We start from the raw sequence: 18496 nt of genomic DNA, 5'->3' as shown, positions 1-18496 counted from the left end.
TTCATGTTCCGCCGCAACGGTATCTTTCCGGTACCTACGTTACCGGAAAGTGCTTACTTTACTTTGCGCGCGCGGTGTATTATGATGAAAGCGTCGAAAGAACGCGCCTCCCGGCGCGGGAATAGAATGAAAGGCAGGCCGACATATGGACGCGCAATCCTATCTGAACATGTTCCGGACGGTGAAGATCGCCTCCGCCGCGACGGTGGACGCCGACGGGAACCCGCAGTCCCGCATCATCAACGTGATGCTCTGCGAACCCGAGGGGCTCTACATCGTGACCTCGCGGGGGAAGCCGTTTTACCGGCAGCTTGCCGATACCGGGAAGATCGCCCTCTCGGCGATGGCGCCCGACTGCCAGTCGCTCAAGCTGAGCGGCCGCGTGCGGAAGGTCGATCAGAAGTGGGTCGACCGGGTGTTCGAACAGAACCCCGGCATGAACGAGGTCTATCCGGGCGAGAGCCGCTACGCGCTTGACGCCTTCCTCATCTACGAGGGCAGCGGGGAGTGGTTCGACCTGCTCCACTACCCCATCCGCCGCGAGACCTTCTCCTTCGGCGGCGCGCCGGAGGAGCACAACGGCTTTGAAATCACCGGCGGCTGCATCGGCTGCGGCGCCTGCGCCGAAGCCTGCCCGCAGAAATGCATTTCGGAGGGCGCGCCGTATAAAATAGCATGGGAGCACTGCCTGCAGTGCGGGCTCTGCTCCGAGACCTGCCCGGTCGGCGCGGTTCGCCGTCTGCACCGGTAGGACTCAGATAAAGGGGAACACACATGTCACAGATTCTGCGCCTCTATGGCGAACGGCGGGAATTCTTCGCCGAGCTGCTTTTGCAGCACCTGCGCATCTCCGCGACCGCGATCGTCATCGCGGCGGCGGCCGGGCTGCTGCTGGGCGTCTATATCAGCGGTCACCGGCGGGCCGCGCCCTTCGTCATCGGGGTCACCAACGTCGTATACACGATCCCGTCGATCTCCCTGCTGGGCTTTCTGATCCCGTTTTCCGGCATCGGGGACACGACGGCGATCATCGCGCTCACCGTCTACGCCCTGCTGCCGATGGTGCGCAACACCTACACCGGCATCACCTCGATCGACCCCGAGATCATCGAGGCGGCGCGCGGCATGGGCAGCACCGACCTCCAGATCATGACGCGGGTCAAGCTGCCGCTGGCGATGACCGTCATCGTCGCCGGGCTGCGCAACATGGTCGTCATGACCGTCTCCCTCTCGGGCATCGCCGCCTTCATCGGCGCGGGAGGGCTGGGCGTCGCGGTCTACCGCGGCATCACCACCAACAACATCAGCCTCACCGTGGCGGGCAGCCTGCTGATCGCCGCCGTGGCGCTGCTGTGCGATTTTCTGCTCGGCAGGCTGGAGCACTATCTCAAAAAGAAATGGAGACTGGAACCATGAAACATCAAATCCGCAAGGCCCTCAGCGTCCTACTGGCCGTGCTGCTCTTCGCGGGCGTCTTTTCCGGCTGCGGCAAAAAGGAAGCGGGCGTCATCAGAATCGCCACCAAGCCGATGACCGAGCAGTTCATCCTCTCGGAGATGCTCGCGCAGCTCATCGAGCAGGACACCGATCTCACCGTCGAGATCACCAAGGGGATCGGCGGCGGCACCACCAACATCCATCCCGCGCTCCTCAAGGGCGACTTCGACCTCTATCCCGAGTACACCGGGACCGCGTGGGCGTTCGTCGTGAAGCGGGAGGACGTGCCCGACGACGACGCCCTCTACGCGGGCCTGCAGGAGGCGTACGGGGAGCTCGGCCTCAAATGGACGGGACTCTACGGCTTCAACAACACCTTCGCGCTCGCGGTGCGGCGCGACGCGGCGGAGCAGTACGGCATCGAGACCTACTCCGACATCGCGGCGGCCTCTCCCAACCTCGTCTTCGGCGCGAACCCCGACTTCTACGAGAAGGCGGACGGCTTCCCCCACCTCGCCGAGGCCTACGGTATGAACTTCAAATCCACCTCCGACATCGACATCGGGCTCAAATACAGGGCGCTTGAAAACGGCGACATCGACGTGACTAACGCCTTCACCACCGACGCGCAGCTCAGCGTCGCGGACATCACGCTGCCCACCGACGACAAGCACCTCTTCACCAACTACTACTGCGGCACCGTCGTGCGGATGGACACCCTTGAAAAGCACCCCGGGCTCGAGCCGGCGCTCGAAAAGATGAACGGCCTCATCACCGACGCCGAGATGGCCGCGATGAACTACCAGGTCGAGGTGGAAAACCGCGACGAAAAGGAGGTCGCGAAGGAATTCCTGACCTCCAAGGGGCTGCTCAAATGAGCGGTGATCCGATCATCCGTTTCGACCATGTCGGCAAGAGCTACGGCGTCAACGACGTGCTCACCGACCTGAGCCTCTCGATCGCGCGCGGCGAGTTCGTCACCGTGATCGGCAGCTCGGGCTGCGGCAAGACCACCCTCTTAAAGCTCATCAACGGCCTGCTCTCCCCCGACACGGGCGCCGTCTACGTGGAGGGGCGGGACGTTTCGACCGTCGACCAGATCGTCCTGCGCCGCAACATCGGCTACGCGATCCAGGGGGTGGGGCTCTTCCCCCACATGGACGTGTGGCACAACATCGCCTATGTCCCCACCCTGCTCAACAGGCAGAACCGAGAGAAGACCCGCCGCGCGGTGAAAAAGTGGATGGAGGTCGTGCGCCTCGATCCCGAGCTCGCCAGGCGTTACCCCGCCGAGCTCTCGGGCGGGCAGAAGCAGCGGGTCGGCATCGCGCGGGCGCTCGCCGCCTCCCCCGACATCCTGCTGATGGATGAGCCGTTCGGCGCGGTGGACGACATCACCCGCAAGGCGCTGCAGGACGAGATCCTGCGCATCCACCGGGAGCAGGGCGTCACGATCGTCTTCATCACCCACGACATCTCCGAGGCGCTCAAGCTGGGAAGCCGCGTGCTCGTCATGGACCGCGGCGGCATCGTGCAGGACGGCCCTCCCGCCGAACTGCGCAGCCATCCCGCCACCGCCTTCGTGCGGGAGCTGGTCGGGGGCTGACCGCCCATCGCCATTTACGCGGGAAGGCCGCAGGCAGATGCCTGCGGCCTTCCCTTTTTTTGGCGCGCCGGGTAAAATGTCCGGGGTTCCGCCCCCTTGGGACGCGCCGTCAGAACTTGCTGATATTCACCCCGTTGACCTCGACGCCGTCGTTGGCGCGGATCAGGATGTACCGCGCGCCGTCGATCACCCGCGTCTCGACCAGGTCGCTGCGCCCGGGGGTTACATGGATCGTCACGTCGGGGGTGCGGACCTCGATCCGTTTCACGTCGACGAGGTTCTGCGGGCTGACGTCCGCGTCGGCGCCGAATTCGGCGTCGAACTTCTCTTCAAATTCCGCCGCCTGCGGCTCCGCGACGCCGCACGATTCCAGAACCCGCCGGACCGTCTGCCTGGAAACCACCAGCGGCGCCTCGGCTTTGTTCGCCCTGTGCTCCTCGACCATCTCGTACAGCCGGTCGTGGACCGCCTGCACGACGCCGTAGCTGCATTCGTCCGCCAGCGTCTCCCCCAGAATCGTCCGGAAGGCCTCCTTCTGTTCGGCGGCGGGCATCGGCGCCTCGCGGCGGAAGACCGCGTCCACGAACTCCCCGTGGCTTTCCGCGATGTCGCGCGAGTAGTAGAGCGCGCTGTAGATGTTGGCGCTGCGGTCGTCGAACGCCGGAAAGAGAAACCCGAGCTCGGGCGCGCCGACGATCCAGTCGGTCCGGCAGCTGCGGAAGGCGTTCTCGTTGACGTAATAGCCCAGCGCGGGTTTCGTCTCCCTGATCGGACAGACGGCGCACAGGATATAGGAGTACACCTCCGAGGAGGCGTCGTCCTGCCGTTCCCCATCCTTCGAACGGCAGGGCACGTCGTATTTGTCCACCGCCAGCAGGATCAGGTAGCCGCCCTCCAGCGTGAGCGACTGGATCACCCTCTGGAAGAAGGCCTGCACGGCCTCCTCGTCCTTCAGCGCGGAATCCCGCAGCGCCATCAGCAACCGGTGTTCCTCGCTGTCGACGACCTGCTGGGTCGTAAAGGGGATGTCGACCAGATTTTTTCCGACCGTCCCCGAGAGGGCGCGGCGGAGGATCGTCAGCAGCTTTTCCGACTCCTCCTGCGGCATCACCGCGAGCGACTGGTCGATGCCGGTGACGATCTCCCGCTTGTCGTTGACGTAGCATCCCCGGACGCGGGTGATGTTGGACTTGTCGGGACGGAACCGGCGGCGGATTTCTGCAACTTCTTTCTCGTTCATAACTTTCTCTTGTATTCTATGTATTCCCGCGGCCTTCAAGCGGCCGCGCAGGGTCCGCGCCTATTATAGCACAAAGCGGGTGAAAAGACAGCACGAAAAAAGGCCGCGAAGGCGGGGCGCCCGCCCCGCCTTCGCGGCCTTTCGTGAGGGTTCTTCTCTCTTCACGCAATCATCCCGACACCTTGATCAGCGTCTTGATGACCTCCTGCGCGTTGTTCGCGGTGTACTGGAACGCGGCATCGCTCTCCTCGAAGGGGAACTCGCGCGGCCGGATGCCCGAGAGGTCGATCTTTCCGCCCACGACCGCCTCGATCAGCGTCGGGTAGAGGTTGCGGTAGCGGAAGACGGGGCGGATGTCCACCTCGCGGCGGGAGATCTCCAGAAAGCTGTAGGGCACGTCCGCCGTGATGTTGCCCACCAGCGTGATGACCCCGCCGCGCCTGACGTATTTCCATGTGTCGACCATCGTGTGGGGGCTACCCGCCGTCTCGAACACAACGTCGCAGCCCGCGCCGCCCGTCAGCTCCATCACGGCCGCCTCCAGGTCCTGCTCCCTGGGATTGACGACGGCGTCCGCACCGAACGCCTTCGCGCTCTCCAGGCGGCTCCCGATGAGGTCGGAGACGATAATCCGCGTCGCGCCCAGCGCCTTGCAGGCGAGCAGGGTCATGATCCCGATGGTGCCCGAGCCGAGGATGCAGACGCTCTGTCCCATCGTGACGCCGCCCCGCTTGGCGGCGTGCATCCCGACGGCGAGCGGCTCGAGCATCGCGCCCTCCTGCATCGTCATCGAGTCGGGGAGCCGGAAGCACAGGTCGGCCGGGTGGACGAGGTAGTTTTGCAGCGCGCCGTCGAAGGGCGGCGCGGCCATAAAGCGCACGCCGGGGCAGAGGTTGTAAAGCCCCTCGCGGCAGAGCGCGCACTTGCCGCAGGGGACGCCCGGCTCGAGCGCGACGCGGTCGCCGACCTTAAGAGAGGAGACTCCCTCGCCCAGCTCTGCAACGCAGCCGGAGCACTCGTGCCCCAGGATGAACGGGAAGGGCGCGACCTTTAATCATTCTTTTTAAAGTCTCAACCCGCTTGACAATTCCAGGGTATGCATGTTTTTTCCCCGCGGACGCCGCCGGCACCTTTTTCCCCCGCCGGGCATAGTCTGAAACAGGAAAATCGGCACCAAAACCACCGACAGGAGGAATTCTATGCCCATCATCTACCTGAGCCCGTCCACACAGGACTGGAACCACTTTGTCAACGGCGGCACCGAGGAATACTATATGAACCTCATCGCGGACGCGATGGAGCCCTACCTGCTCTCCTCCGGCATCCGCTGGGTGCGCAACACCCCCGACATGACCGCCGCGTCGTCGATCGCGCAGTCCAACCACGGCAACTACGACCTGCACCTCGCGCTGCATTCCAACGCCGCGCCCGAGGGGGAGGCCGGGATGCGGCAGGGCTCGGAGGTCTACTACTACCCGACGAGCGCCGCCGGGAAACGGGCGGCCGACATCATCGCGGAGAACCTCAAGGAGATCTACCCCTATCCCTGGCTGGTCAAGACGGTCCCGACCACCCGGCTGGGCGAGGTCTCCAAGACGCGCGCGCCCGGCGTGCTGATCGAATTCGCCTACCACGACAACCTTGAGGACGCCGAATGGATCAAGGCCAACATCGCCGAGATCGCCGCCAACGTCGCCTATTCGCTGACCGACTACTTCGGTATCCCCTTCGTGCTGCCGCAGGCGCCGCGCCGGGGAACCGTCGTCGTCCGGTCGGGCTGGCTCAACATCCGCCAGTTCCCCTCCACCGAATCGCAGTCGATCGCACGCGCCTGGAACGGCGATCCCATCATCGTCAACGGGCAGTGGAACAACTGGTACGTCGTCAACTTCCGGGGCACCGTCGGTTACGCCGACTCCCGCTACATCCGCATCCCGCGCTGACGGAGGAGAAGGATGAACGAACACTACCCGTTTGAACTCGCCCCCCTCCCCTACGCCTACGACGCGCTCGAACCGTACATCGACAGCCGCACCGTGACGGTCCATCACGACCGCCACCAGGCGGGCTATGTCAAAAAACTCAACGAAACCCTCCGGGATTTTCCCGAATTCCACGGCTGGTCCCTAGAACAGCTCATCCTCGGCTGCGACCGGCTCCCCGAACGGATCCGCGCCGACGTGCTGCGCAACGCGGGCGGCGTCTGGTCGCACGAATTTTACTTCGACTGCATGACCGGAAAGCCCGCCTCCTCCTGTCCCTGCGGCGCGCTCGCCAGGGCGGCGGACGCCGCCTTCGGCTCCTGCGAGCGGCTGCGCGACGTGATGACCCAGACGGCGCTCTCCCGGTTCGGCTCGGGCTGGGCGTGGCTCGCCTGCGACGGGGACGGGCGGCTGCGCGTCCTCTCCACCGGAAACCAGGATACCCCCCTCCCTCTCGGGCTGCGGCCGGTCCTCTGCGTCGACGTGTGGGAGCACGCCTACTACCTCAAATACCTCAACCTGCGGGCCGAATACCTCGACGCCTGGTGGAAGCTCGTCGACTGGCAGTTCGCCGGGGAGAATTACGAGGCCTGCGCCCGTGAAAAATTTTCCGACAAAAGCACTTGACTTTAGCGATTTTACCTGCTAAAATAAAACTCAGCATTTTACATCAACGCGCCAATGCGTTGATGCGCGAAAGGCAGCGACCGGAGACAAGTAGGTCCTTCCGATCCCCCACAGAAAGCGGCCGGATGATGAGAGGCGCGGGGAGGGAGCGCGCCGAATACCCTCCGCGAGCCGCGCACCGAACGGGAAACCCAGTAGGCTGCGCCGGGGGCGCCCGTTAACGCGCGGGGTGGCCGGGAAGCCGGGCACCCGCAGAGGCGCCCTCCGTGAGGACGGCGCAAACCGAGGTGGTAACACGGGAACACGTCCCGTCCTCCGGAAGCTCCGGAGGACGGGATTTTTTGTTCCCTGGGGCCTCTGGAAGCCGGGACGGCAATGAGGAGGACATCGTTATGTTTGAGAAAATCCTGATGATCGCGCTGTTTTTTGCCGTTACGGTCGGCATCGGCATCTACTGCCGCCGCCACGCGGGCAACGTCGGCGACTTTGTGCTCGGCGGGCGCAACGTGGGGCCGTGGGTCACGGCGTTCGCCTATGGCACCTCCTATTTTTCGTCGGTGGTGTTCGTCGGCTACGCGGGGCAGTTCGGCTGGAACTTCGGCGTCGCCTCCACCTGGATCGGCATCGGCAACGCCCTCATCGGCAGCCTGCTCGCCTGGGTGGTGCTCGGGAGGCGCACCCGCGTCATGACCAAGCACTTTGAATCGGCCACCATGCCCGACTTCTTTGCCAAGCGGTACTGCTGCCCCGCCCTGCGCACCGTCGCGTCGGTCATCATCTTCGTCTTTCTCGTGCCCTACTCCGCCTCTGTCTACAAGGGCCTTTCCGGCCTCTTCTCGATGGCGTTCGGCATCGACTTCACCTGGTGCGTGCTCGGCATCGCCCTGCTCACCGGCATCTATGTCGTGGTCGGCGGGTACATGGCCGCCGCGCTCAACGATCTCGTGCAGGGGGTCATCATGCTCGGCGGCATCGGCCTCGTCGTCGTCTTCATCCTGAACGGCAGGGGCGGCTTCTCCTCCGCCTTCGCCCAGCTCTCCGCCATCCCGAGCGAGACGGCGCCCTCCTTAAACGGCGCGTTCGTCTCCTTCTTCGGGCCCGACCCGCTCGCCCTGCTCGGGGTCGTCATCCTGACGAGTCTCGGCACGATGGGCCTGCCCCAGATGGTCCACAAGTTCTACACGATCAAAAATGAGAAATCGATCCACGCCGGGACGATCATCTCCACCCTCTTCGCGCTCATCATCGCGGGGGGCAGCTACTTCATGGGCGCGTTTGGGCGGCTCTACTACACCGTCCCCGAGGGCGGCAAGCCGGTCTTCGACAACATCGTCCCCCAGATGCTCGCCTCCTCCCTGCCCGACCTGCTGATCGGCGTCGTCATGATCCTCGTCCTCTCCGCGTCGATGTCGACCCTCTCCTCCCTCGTCATCACCTCCTCCTCCACCTTCACCCTCGATTTCCTCAAGGGCGTCTTCATGAAGGACATGACCCACAAGGTCCAGCTGCGCTGGATCCGGCTGCTCTGCGTCTTCTTCGTCGCGCTGTCGGTTGTGCTCGCCCTCAACCCCAACAACCTCATCACCTCCCTCATGTCCCTCTCGTGGGGCGCGCTGGCGGGCGCCTTCCTCGGGCCCTTCATCCTCGGGCTCTTCTGGCGGGGCGCGACCACCGCGAGCGTGTGGGTCAGCTTCGCGGTCGGCATCGGTATCTGTGTGTGGAATTTCTTCTTCCCCTTCACCGCGCCGACCTCGGCGGGCGCGATCGCGATCGTCGCCTCCCTCGTCGTCACGCCACTCGTCAGCCTCGTCACCCCCAAGCTGTCGCAGCCGCACCTTGACGTCACCTTCTCCTGCTACGACGAGAAGGTCGCCGCCCCGCACAAGTTCGTGCTCAACCCGATTTCCGAATAGGACGCGAAAGCCCCCTCCCGCCATGCGGGAGGGGGCTTTTTGTCTGTGCGGGACGCCGACATTTTTGCCCCGAATTTTGTGATATGGGGTTGACAAAGCGGCGCGGCGCGGCTATAATAATATTCAGTAATCATTATTATTATTAAAAATAACCGTTAAGGATTGGAGCCTATGAAGTATTCCAGACAGCGGGAGCTTATCCGCCAGGCTGTGATGGAACACCCGGTGCACCCGACGGCGGATGCCGTCTACGCGATGGTGCGCGAGCGGGAACCGAACATCAGCCTCGGCACCGTCTACCGCAACCTCAACCAGCTCTCCCAGCAGGGCGAGCTCCTCAAAATCAGCCTGCCCGGCGCGTCCGACCGCTTCGACGCGCGCACCGAGACGCACCACCATCTGCTCTGCGACCGCTGCGGCCGGCTCTACGACATCGAGCTCGGCGACCTGGGCGGCCTCGAATCCCGCATCCGGAGCGTCACCGACTTTACCGTGACCGGCTACCAGGTCTATATCACGGGAATCTGCCAAGACTGTGCCGAAAAGCACTGACAAATAAATTCAAGAAAGAGGTATGTGACATGAAAGATCTGAAGGGCACCAAAACCGAAGCCAACCTCGCCGCGGCGTTTGCGGGCGAAAGCCAGGCGCGCAACAAGTATACCTACTACGCCTCCAAAGCGAAGAAAGAGGGCTTTGTCCAGATTTCCAACCTGTTCTTGGAGACCGCCGCCAACGAGAAGGAGCACGCCGAGATCTGGTTCAAGCTGCTCCATGACGGCATCCCCGACACGGCCGCCTGCCTGAAGGACGCCGCCGCGGGCGAGAACTACGAGTGGACCGACATGTACGCCACCTTTGCCAAGGAAGCCAAGGAAGAGGGCTTCGACAAGATTGCATTCCTCTTTGAGTCGGTCGCCAAGATCGAGAAGGAGCATGAGGAGCGTTACCTCGCCCTGCTCAAGAACGTCGACACCAAGCAGGTCTTTGAGAAAACCGGCATCGTCATCTGGCAGTGCTCCAACTGCGGCCACATCCACGTGGGCGAGAAGGCCCCGCTGGTCTGCCCGGTCTGCGACCATTCGCAGGCGTACTTCCAGCTCCAGTGCAAAAACTACTGATTCCGATTCCTCCCAAATTTTGAATACGCCTTCCATATTTTCCGCCCGGTCTTCGACCGGGCGGCTTTTTTATCTCAGAGCTGCGGAAAATGTTTTGCGTTTTGTTGGCAGGAAGCATTTTCATCCGCCGAGGAGATGTGTTATAATAAATCAATCAAAAATTTGTGGGCGCCGCCATCCGGCCCGGATGCCGCCGGCCATGTTGCGATCCGCGACAGAAAGGGGATTATGTGGGTAAAACGAAGCTCCCTCTGTTGAAACAAAATCGAACGATACTTTCCGAGAAGCTGAAAGAATCCCTCTCCTCCGTCCTGCCGGTGACGGGGATCGTCTTCCTGCTCTGCTTTTCCATCTCCCCCGTCCCCAACAGCCTGCTGATGGGCTTTGTGCTGGGGGCGTTCCTGCTGATTTTGGGGATGGGGCTGTTCACCCTGGGCACCGACATGGCCATGACCCCCATCGGCAGCCATGTGGGCTCCGCTGTCACCAAATCGCGCAGGGTGTGGCTGATCATCCTGGTGAGCCTGCTCGTGGGCATCTTTATCACCATGTCCGAGCCCGATCTCCAGGTGCTGGCCGAGCAGGTCCCGGGCATCCCCAATATGGTCCTGATCGTCGCCGTGGCGATCGGCGTGGGCGTTTTCCTGGTCGTCGCCATGCTGCGTATGCTGCTGCGCGTCAAGCTCTCCTACCTGCTGATCGGGATTTACGTCTTCGTCTTTCTGCTCGCGCGGTTCGTGCCCCGGGAATTTCTTTCGGTGGCCTTCGATTCCGGCGGCGTCACCACCGGCCCGATGACGGTGCCGTTTATCATGGCCCTCGGCCTGGGCGTCACAGCCATCCGCAGCGACAGCAACGCCGAAAACGACAGCTTCGGCCTGGTCGCCCTCTGCTCCGTCGGCCCCATCCTGGCGGTGCTGCTCCTCGGCATCGTCTACGGGGCCGGGACGGGCGAATATGTCCCGGTGGTGATCCCCGAGCTGACCGACTCCCGGGAGCTCTCCCGGCTGTTTTTGTCCTCCCTGCCCAAATACATCGAGGAGGTCGCCCTCGCCCTCTGCCCGATCCTCGTCTTTTTCGTCCTCTTCCAGATCGCGGCCCTCCGCCTCAAAAAGGGGGAGCTGATCAAGATCGGGGTGGGGCTCGGCTACACCTATATCGGGCTGGTGCTCTTTTTGACCGGCGTCAACGTCGGCTTCATGCCCGTCGGCAACTACATCGGCCAGATCATCGGCGGCATGGCGCACAACTGGATCATCGTGCCGATCGGCGTCGTCATCGGCTACTTCATCGTGGCGGCCGAGCCGGCCGTTCACGTGCTGAACAAGCAGGTCCTTACGATCACCGCCGGCGCCATCCCGCAGAAGGCCCTCTCCACCAGCCTTTCGATCGGCGTCGCGATTTCGGTGGGGCTCGCCATGCTGCGCATCGTGACAGGCCTTCCCATCATGTACCTGCTGGTCCCCGGCTACCTGATCGCCGGAGTCCTCACCTTTTTCTCCCCCCCGCTCTTTACCGCCATCGCCTTCGACTCGGGCGGCGTGGCCTCCGGCCCCATGACCGCCACCTTCCTGCTGCCCCTTGCGATGGGGACCTGCAGCGGCGTGGGCGGCAACGTGGTGGTGGACGCCTTCGGCGTCGTGGCCATGGTGGCGATGACCCCGCTGATCACCATCCAGCTGCTGGGCGTTTATTATAAGTACAAATCCAGGGGCGCCGGGGAGGACGAACGACCCGCGGAGGATCCTGTGGTCCTGAACGACGACGATATTATCACGTTTTAAAAAAGGGGAGCAGTATGTTGTATTATCTGGTTACCATTACCAAGCGGGAATACGGCGAGGCCTACCTGCAATACTTCTACGAAAACGGCGTCCATTCCCTGACCGCCGCCCTGTGCGAGGGCACCGCGCAGCAGAAGACCCTCGACCGGCTGGGGATCGAGAAGACGGAGAAGATCATGCTCTCCTCCGTGGTGTCCGGCCCGCTGGCGGCGGACCTGCTGAAGGGGCAGATGCGCGCCATGCAGATCGACGTGCCGGGCAACGGCATCTCCTTTACGATCCCGCTGCAAAGCGTTGCGAATTCGGCGAGCCTGCAATATCTGACCCAGGGACAGAAAACAGAACAAAATGGGGTGCTTGTAATGGAAGAAAACCGTTTTTCCCTCGTGGTGGTCATCGCGCATAAGGGCAACACGGAGCTGGTCATGGACGCCGCGCGCGGAGCGGGCGCGGGGGGCGGCACCATCATCCACGCCAAGGGGGTCGGCGAAAAAAGCGCCATGCCCTTTTTCGGGATGTCCATCGCTTCGGAGCAGGAAGTGATCTACATCGTCTCAAAGCAGGAGAACGAAAAAAACATCATCCGCGCCATCATGGAAAAGGCCGGTTCCCGGCAGGACCGGGTCGCCGCGGCCTTTTCCCTGCCGGTCAACCGGGTGGTGGGCCTGCGCAGCCTGACCGACGAATAGCCTCCCGGCGCCCTGAAAAGCGGACATGCCCGCGCGGCGGGTCATGTCCGCTTTTTTCCATACCCGGACATTTGCTATTTTCTGTAAAGTCGTGTATACTGTTCGGGTGCGGGCATCGCGAATCGAGACTCCCCCGCACGGAAGGATGGTTTTTTTGAGCTGGGTCAATGAATCGGTATTTTATCATATCTATCCGCTGGGCTTCTGCGGCGCGCCGCCGCAGAACGAGGGCGGCGAACCCGTCCCCCGGATTGAAAAGCTGCTCGGCTGGATTCCGCACCTGCGGGACATGCAGGTCAACGCCCTCTACCTCGGGCCTGTGTTCGAGTCGTCCGAGCACGGCTACGACACGAGCGACTACTACACCCTCGACCGGCGGCTGGGCGTCAACGAGGACTTCAAAAAGGTGTGCGCCGCACTGCATGAAAACGGCATCCGCATCGTGCTCGACGGGGTGTTCAACCACGTCGGCCGCGGCTTCTGGGCGTTCCAGGACGTGCAGAAAAACGGGCAGTCCTCCCGCTATTGCAGCTGGTTCCACAATCTCAATTTCGGCGGCGGCAGCCCGATGGGCGACGCCTTCTGGTACGAGGGCTGGCAGGGGCACTTCAACCTCGTCAAGCTCAACCTGCGCAATCCCGAGGTGGTCGACCACCTGCTCGGCGCGGTGGGCATGTGGATGGACGAATTCGGCATCGACGGCCTGCGCCTCGACGCGGCCGACTGCGTGGACTTCGACTTCTTCCGCCGCCTCAAGGCCTTCTGCCGGGGCAAGCGGCCCGACTTCTGGCTGATGGGCGAGATCATCCACGGCGACTACAACCGCTGGGCCAACCCCGACATGCTCGACTCGGTCACCAACTACGAGTGCGCCAAGGGGCTCTACTCCTCCCACAACGACCGCAACTACTTCGAGATCGCCCATTCGCTCGCGCGGCAGTTCGGCCCGGGCGGCATCTATAAGAACCTCTGCCTCTACAACTTTGTCGATAACCACGACGTCAACCGGCTCGCGTCGGTGTTGCGCAACGAGCGCCATCTCGAAAACGTCTACACCCTGCTCTACACGATGCCGGGCGCGCCGTCGGTCTACTACGGCAGCGAATGGGGCGTCCGGGGAATCAAGCAGAACGGCTCGGACGCCGGGCTTCGCCCCTGCCTCGAGCTCGGGAAGGTCGGGGACGCGAACTACCAGCTCTGCGAGCACATCAAGCGGCTCGGCGCCATCCGCCGCGCGCTGCCCGCGCTCCAGTACGGCAGCTACGACCACGCGCTCATCAAAAACGAGCAGTACGCCTTCCGCCGCGAGCTGAACGGCCGGAGCGTCTACGTGGCGCTCAACCTCGCCGAGCATCCCGAATACCTTGAATTCCGCGTGGACGCCTCCCCGCTCGTCGACCTCTTCACGGGGACCGTCTTTGAGACGAACGACGGCAACCTCAAGCTGGAGGCGCCCGCCTGCGGGGCCCGCATCCTCGTGCCGCAGGAGGAGTGGGAACGCTTCTCCGCCGCTTCGGACGGCGGAACCGCGCCCGCGGACGCGCCGGCGGCACAGTCCGCCCCGCCCGCGCCGCGCGAGCTCAGGACCGGCCGCTGGCGCCACTTCAAGGGCGGCGAATACGAGGTGATCGGCAAGGCCCGCCACAGCGAGACGCTCGAGGAACTGGTCGTCTACCGCGCCCTCTACGGGGAGGGCGGGCTCTGGGTGCGTCCGCTCGACATGTTCCTCGAGGACGTCGAGCAGGACGGCCGCGTCCTCCCGCGTTTCACCTATCTGGGCGAGTAATCCCAAAGTTTTCGCCCAAAAGGAACGAAGAAGATACAACGGTCCGTTTCCCGGATGGGAAACGGATCGTTTGTGATGTTCCTTTTTCTCTTGTAAAAAGGAACCGAAAAATACGCCTGAAGGAGCGGGCGTTCCGCGCTTTGCGAAGCGCGGCGCGGGGCCCTGCCCCGCGGCCCCGCCGCCTTTTCAAAAAAGGCGGGCGAAAACCTTTAATCCGCCGTGATCGGCGCGGTCCCCGCCCGGACAAGCGGCAGCAGGTCGGCCGGCGATACCTCGATCTGGCAGCCGATCCGCCCGCCGCTCACGCAGACCGCCGGGAGCGATTCCACCGCCGCGTCGAACACCGTGGGGAAGAGCTTCTTCATCCCCACCGGCGAGCAGCCGCCCCGGATGTAGCCGGTCGTCCGATTGATCTCCGCCACCGGGATCATCGCGACCGACTTCTCCCCCACCGCTTTCGCCGCCTTTTTGAGGTCGAGCTCCTTCGCTACGGGGATCACAAACACAAAGTTTCCGCCCGACGCGCCCCTGGTCACGAGCGTCTTGTAGACCGCGCCGGCGTCCTGTCCGAGCTTTTCCGCCACGCTCACCCCGTCGATCTTCCCGTCCGCGTGCTCGTAAACGTGCACCCGGTAGGCGATCTTCGCCCGGTCGAGCATACGCATCGCGTTCGTCTTGGCCTCTGCCATCCTGTTCGCCTCCGCAAAAGGGGCGCGCCCTCCGGCGCGCCCCTCAATTTTTTTACATGCCGAGATACGCCTTCTGGATCCGCTCGTCCTCCCGCATCTCCTTGGCGGTGCCGCTCATCACGATCCGTCCCGTCTCGAGCACGTACGCCCGGTCCGCGATCGAAAGCGCCATCTGCGCGTTCTGCTCGACCAGCAGGATCGTCGTCCCGGCGCGGTGCAGCTCCTGGATGATGTCGAAGATCTGCTCCACCAGGATGGGTGCGAGTCCCATCGACGGCTCATCGAGCATCAGCAGGGTCGGATGGCTCATGAGCGCGCGGCCCATCGCCAGCATCTGCTGTTCGCCGCCCGAGAGGGTGCCCGCCACCTGCCGGCGGCGCTCCTTGAGGCGGGGGAACCGCTCGTACACATTGTCGAGGTCCGCCGAAAGCGCGGCGGGCTTCTGGGTATAGGCGCCCATCTCGAGGTTTTCCTGCACCGTCATCTGCAAAAAGATGCGCCGCCCCTCGGGCACATGGGCAAGCCCCAGCTTGACGATGTGGTTGGGGGCCGCCGTGCGGATGTCGCCGTCGAGGAAGGTAATGCTGCCGGTCTTGGTGCGCAGGAGTCCGGAGACCGTCTTGAGGATGGTGCTTTTTCCCGCGCCGTTGGCGCCGATCAGCGAGACGATCTCCCCTTTGGCGACCTCGAAGGAGATATCCTTGATCGCATGGATGTTGCCGTAGTAGACGTTGATATCACTGACCTTCAGCATCCTGCTTCTCCCCCCTCTTCTTGCCGAGATACGCCTCGATAACCACCGGGTTGCGCCGGATTTCCTCCGGCGTGCCCTTGGCGATGATTTTGCCGTAGTTGAGCACGGCGATCCCCTCGCAGATTCCCATGACGAGGCTCATGTCGTGCTCGATCAGCATGATCGCGATCTGGAAGGTATCGCGGATTTTGTGGATGTTCTCCATCAATTCGGACGTCTCCGAGGGGTTCATGCCCGCCGCGGGCTCGTCGAGGAGCAGCAGCTTGGGTCCGGTCGCCAGCGCGCGCACGATCTCCAGCCGCCGCTGCGCGCCGTAGGGGAGGCTGCCCGCCTCCGCGTCCGCCTGGTCCTGCATCCCGAAGATCGACAGCAGATCGAGCGCGCGTTCCCGCGCCTGCTTCTCCGCTTTCCAGTAGCCCGGCAGGCGGAGCGTCGAGGTCAGCATGTTGTAGTGGGTGTGGTTGTGCATCCCGATCAGGACGTTGTCGATCACCGACAGGTTCTTAAAGAGCCGGATGTTCTGGAAGGTGCGCGCCACGCCCGCCCGGTTGACCTGGATGGTGCTCATCCCCCTGGTGTCCTTCCCGTCGATGAGGATTTTGCCGCGGGTGGGCTGGTAGACCTTGGTGAGCAGGTTGAAGACGGTCGTCTTGCCCGCCCCGTTCGGGCCGATGAGCCCGCAGATCTCGGTGCGGCCGACGGTGAGGTTGAAATCGTCGACGGCGGGAAGCCCGCCGAATTCGATGCTCAGCCCGACCGCCTCCATGACGGGGGTGTAGGCTTTGTCGCGTTCGGGGAGGATCTTTTCCCGGCTGTCGTAGTCGTTATAGGTCAGCTCGTAATCGCTCATTGCTGGACCGCCTCCCCCTTCTTTTTTCCGCCGGAGCGGTTCATGAACTTTTCAAGCAGCCTGCTCATTGAGAAGTCGTAGGTGCCCATCAGGCCGGAGGGCTTGAAGATCATCACCAGGATGAGCACGATCGAATAGAGCACCATCCGCCACTTGTCGAAGGCGAGCAGCACCTGCGGCAGCGCGGTGAGCACGGTGGCGGAGAGGATCGAGCCGAGCATCGATCCCATGCCGCCGAGCACGACCATGACGAGGATTTCGATCGATTTCATGAAGCCGAAGGTGTTCGGCTGGAGGATGCCGACGTAGGCCGCGTAGAGCGCGCCCGCCACCCCCGCGAAGAAGGCGGAGAGGGTGAACGCCATGACCTTGTAGTAGGTGGTGTGGATGCCGCAGCTTTCGGCGGCGATCTCGTTTTCTCGGATCGAGAGGATCGCGCGCCCATGGCGGGACTTCATGACCATGTGGATCACCAGGCAGGTGATCACCACGCAGACAAAGACGTTTGAGACGGTCGCGACCTTTGGGATGCGCTTGAGGCCGGAGGCGCCGTAGGTGAAGTCGAAGCCGAGCACGCTGTCGATGTTGAGGAGCACGACGCGGATGATCTCGCCGAAGCCGAGGGTGATGATCGCGAGGTAGTCCCCCTTGAGGCGCAGGGCGGGCACGCCGATGATAATGCCGAATACCGCGGCCACAAGCCCCGCCAGCAGGAGCGCCAGCAGGATGTAGAAATTGTATTGGAGATGCGCGGCGGCGGCGCTTGCCCCTTCGGGGAGCTTGTCGAGGTTGGGCATGGGCATCGCCTTAAGGAAGATGCCCGCCGCATAGCCGCCGACCGCCATAAAGCCGGCGTGCCCGAGCGGAAGCTGCCCAAGGTAGCCGGTCGCCACATTGAGCGAGACCGCCAGAATGATATTGATGCCGACGAGCATGAGGATTTTGGTGTAGTAGCTCGAGAGCGCGCCGGTGAGCAGGTTGAGCGCCACGAACGCCAAAACAACCAGCGCGGCGTTGATCGCGTAGCGCGCGGACATGGGGATGCGCTTTTGATTCTGATTCATCTCAACGCCCCCTTAAACCTTTTCGGTGATGTTGCGCCCGAGGATGCCGGTGGGCTTGACGAGCAGCACGACGATCAGAATGGCAAAGACGACGCCGTCCTTCCACACCGAAAGCCCGACCGCCGAAACGAGCGCCTCGGCCATGCCGATGACGAAGCCGCCGATCATCGCGCCGGGAATCGAGCCGATGCCGCCGAGCACGGCAGCGACGAACGCCTTGAGCCCGAGCATCGATCCCATGGTGGGGTTGGCCTGCGGGTAGGCGCAGAGGTAGAGGATCGCGCCGATGCCGGCCAGCGCGGAGCCGACCGCGAAGGTGAAGGAGACGGTCGCGTTGACGCTGATGCCCATGAGCTGGGCCGCCCCCATATCCTCGCTGACGGCGCGCATCGCCTTGCCGAGCTTGGTCTTCTGGACAAGGAAGGTGAGCACCGCCATCGAAAGGACCGAGACGACGATCGTGAGCATGGCGGGGAAGCTGAGGGTCGCGCCGCCGAAGGAGATGCTCGGGCCGCCGGTGACTGTGGTCATGGCGCTGGACATGTCCTTCGCGCCCGCACCGAAAATGAGCTGGAAGCCGTTTTCAAGCAGGAAAGACACTCCGATGGCGGTGATGAGCAGCGAGAGGCGGGGCGCGGAGCGCAGCGGCGTATAGGCCACCTTCTCAATGACGACGCCGAGCAGGGTGCTCGTCAGGATGGCGATGAGGATGGAGACGACCGGGTGCAGGTGAAAGTTCACCATGCACATCCACGCCGCGTAGGCGCCCACCATGATGATGTCGCCGTGCGCGAAGTTTAAGAGCAGGATGATGCCGTACACCATGCTGTAGCCCAGGGCCACCAGGGCGTAGATGGAGCCGGACTGGAGCCCGTTGACCAGCTGGCTGACGATGGTAGAGAACAGAGACATAGGCTTTGCCACGTCCTTTCTTCGGCGGATGGGGCCCGGCGT

Annotated in this window: 19 protein-coding genes and 1 pseudogene; 12 read left to right on the top strand and 8 right to left on the bottom strand. The window is 63.3% G+C overall.

Translation table 11 applies throughout. From position 1 onward, the window contains the following. Positions 1-145 precede the first annotated feature (145 nt). Genes RDM88_RS00770 through RDM88_RS00755 form a run of 4 tightly spaced genes read left to right on the top strand, consistent with a single transcriptional unit; the run spans position 146 to position 3043 of the window. Positions 146-751, top strand: a complete 606-nt coding sequence (locus RDM88_RS00770; protein WP_308752234.1) for a 4Fe-4S binding protein — start codon at positions 146-148, stop codon at positions 749-751. A 23-nt stretch (positions 752-774) separates the two neighbouring features. Then, entirely contained in the window at positions 775-1416 is a 642-nt protein-coding gene (locus RDM88_RS00765) for an ABC transporter permease (RefSeq protein WP_308752232.1), read from the top strand. Beyond that, positions 1413-2315 (top strand): glycine betaine ABC transporter substrate-binding protein, encoded by a 903-nt coding sequence (locus RDM88_RS00760; protein WP_308752230.1) that lies wholly within the window; start codon positions 1413-1415, stop codon positions 2313-2315. Before RDM88_RS00765 ends, RDM88_RS00760 begins: the two co-directional genes overlap by 4 nt. Continuing rightward, positions 2312-3043, top strand: coding sequence for an ABC transporter ATP-binding protein (locus tag RDM88_RS00755; RefSeq protein WP_308752228.1), 732 nt, complete (start codon positions 2312-2314; stop codon positions 3041-3043). The genes RDM88_RS00760 and RDM88_RS00755 overlap by 4 nt, the downstream gene beginning before the upstream one ends. Positions 3044-3152: 109 nt before the next feature. Here RDM88_RS00755 and RDM88_RS00750 read toward each other — a convergent pair whose 3' ends face one another. The 3 genes and pseudogenes from RDM88_RS00750 to RDM88_RS00740 form a co-directional block, all read right to left on the bottom strand. After that, on the bottom strand, positions 3153-4283 hold the full coding sequence (locus RDM88_RS00750; protein ID WP_308752226.1) for a DUF4317 domain-containing protein: 1131 nt from the start codon (positions 4281-4283) through the stop codon (positions 3153-3155). 169 nt (positions 4284-4452) lie between these two features. Further along, positions 4453-5052, bottom strand: a complete 600-nt coding sequence (locus tag RDM88_RS00745; protein WP_374045393.1) for a zinc-binding dehydrogenase — start codon at positions 5050-5052, stop codon at positions 4453-4455. A 36-nt stretch (positions 5053-5088) separates the two neighbouring features. Beyond that, positions 5089-5319 (bottom strand): annotated as a pseudogene (locus tag RDM88_RS00740) (alcohol dehydrogenase catalytic domain-containing protein); the annotation flags it as partial. Between the two features lie 163 nt (positions 5320-5482). Between RDM88_RS00740 and RDM88_RS00735 the strand changes: the two are divergent. The 8 genes from RDM88_RS00735 to RDM88_RS00700 all read left to right on the top strand — a co-directional run bounded on the left by RDM88_RS00735 (position 5483) and on the right by RDM88_RS00700 (position 14185). Next, entirely contained in the window at positions 5483-6226 is a 744-nt protein-coding gene (locus RDM88_RS00735) for an N-acetylmuramoyl-L-alanine amidase (protein ID WP_308752224.1), read from the top strand. Positions 6227-6238: 12 nt separating this feature from the next. Beyond that, complete coding sequence (locus RDM88_RS00730) at positions 6239-6892, top strand: superoxide dismutase (RefSeq protein WP_308752222.1); 654 nt, start codon at positions 6239-6241, stop codon at positions 6890-6892. Between the two features lie 392 nt (positions 6893-7284). Then, the gene (locus tag RDM88_RS00725) at positions 7285-8805 is read left to right on the top strand and encodes a sodium:solute symporter (protein ID WP_308752220.1); all 1521 of its coding nucleotides are present in this window, start codon (positions 7285-7287) and stop codon (positions 8803-8805) included. 171 nt (positions 8806-8976) lie between these two features. Then, complete coding sequence (locus RDM88_RS00720) at positions 8977-9357, top strand: transcriptional repressor (protein WP_308752218.1); 381 nt, start codon at positions 8977-8979, stop codon at positions 9355-9357. Positions 9358-9386: 29 nt separating this feature from the next. Beyond that, complete coding sequence (gene rbr / locus RDM88_RS00715) at positions 9387-9926, top strand: rubrerythrin (RefSeq protein WP_308752215.1); 540 nt, start codon at positions 9387-9389, stop codon at positions 9924-9926. 254 nt (positions 9927-10180) lie between these two features. After that, positions 10181-11710 (top strand): DUF1538 domain-containing protein, encoded by a 1530-nt coding sequence (locus tag RDM88_RS00710; RefSeq protein ID WP_308752213.1) that lies wholly within the window; start codon positions 10181-10183, stop codon positions 11708-11710. A 17-nt stretch (positions 11711-11727) separates the two neighbouring features. After that, positions 11728-12399 (top strand): P-II family nitrogen regulator, encoded by a 672-nt coding sequence (locus RDM88_RS00705; RefSeq protein WP_308752210.1) that lies wholly within the window; start codon positions 11728-11730, stop codon positions 12397-12399. A 145-nt stretch (positions 12400-12544) separates the two neighbouring features. Next, complete coding sequence (locus RDM88_RS00700; protein ID WP_374045391.1) at positions 12545-14185, top strand: DUF1653 domain-containing protein; 1641 nt, start codon at positions 12545-12547, stop codon at positions 14183-14185. A gap of 209 nt (positions 14186-14394) precedes the next feature. Here RDM88_RS00700 and ybaK read toward each other — a convergent pair whose 3' ends face one another. The 5 genes from ybaK to RDM88_RS00675 form a co-directional block, all read right to left on the bottom strand. Next, on the bottom strand, positions 14395-14874 hold the full coding sequence (gene ybaK, locus RDM88_RS00695) for a Cys-tRNA(Pro) deacylase (RefSeq protein ID WP_308752207.1): 480 nt from the start codon (positions 14872-14874) through the stop codon (positions 14395-14397). Positions 14875-14926: 52 nt separating this feature from the next. Continuing rightward, positions 14927-15628, bottom strand: coding sequence for an ABC transporter ATP-binding protein (locus RDM88_RS00690; protein WP_308752205.1), 702 nt, complete (start codon positions 15626-15628; stop codon positions 14927-14929). After that, complete coding sequence (locus RDM88_RS00685) at positions 15612-16394, bottom strand: ABC transporter ATP-binding protein (RefSeq protein ID WP_374045392.1); 783 nt, start codon at positions 16392-16394, stop codon at positions 15612-15614. The genes RDM88_RS00690 and RDM88_RS00685 overlap by 17 nt, the downstream gene beginning before the upstream one ends. Positions 16395-16474: 80 nt before the next feature. Continuing rightward, positions 16475-17542: a branched-chain amino acid ABC transporter permease gene (locus RDM88_RS00680; RefSeq protein WP_308752201.1), complete on the bottom strand. Its 1068-nt coding sequence runs from the start codon at positions 17540-17542 to the stop codon at positions 16475-16477. A gap of 12 nt (positions 17543-17554) precedes the next feature. Then, positions 17555-18454 carry a branched-chain amino acid ABC transporter permease gene (locus RDM88_RS00675; protein ID WP_308752199.1) on the bottom strand — a complete coding sequence of 300 codons (900 nt, stop codon included), beginning with the start codon at positions 18452-18454 and terminating at the stop codon, positions 17555-17557. Positions 18455-18496: the final 42 nt, after the last annotated feature.

Origin of the sequence: uncultured Anaerotruncus sp., assembly GCF_902490045.1 — a bacterium.
Taxonomy (GTDB): Bacteria; Bacillota; Clostridia; order Oscillospirales; family Ruminococcaceae; genus Anaerotruncus.
This window is presented reverse-complemented; position numbering and strand designations above follow the sequence as displayed.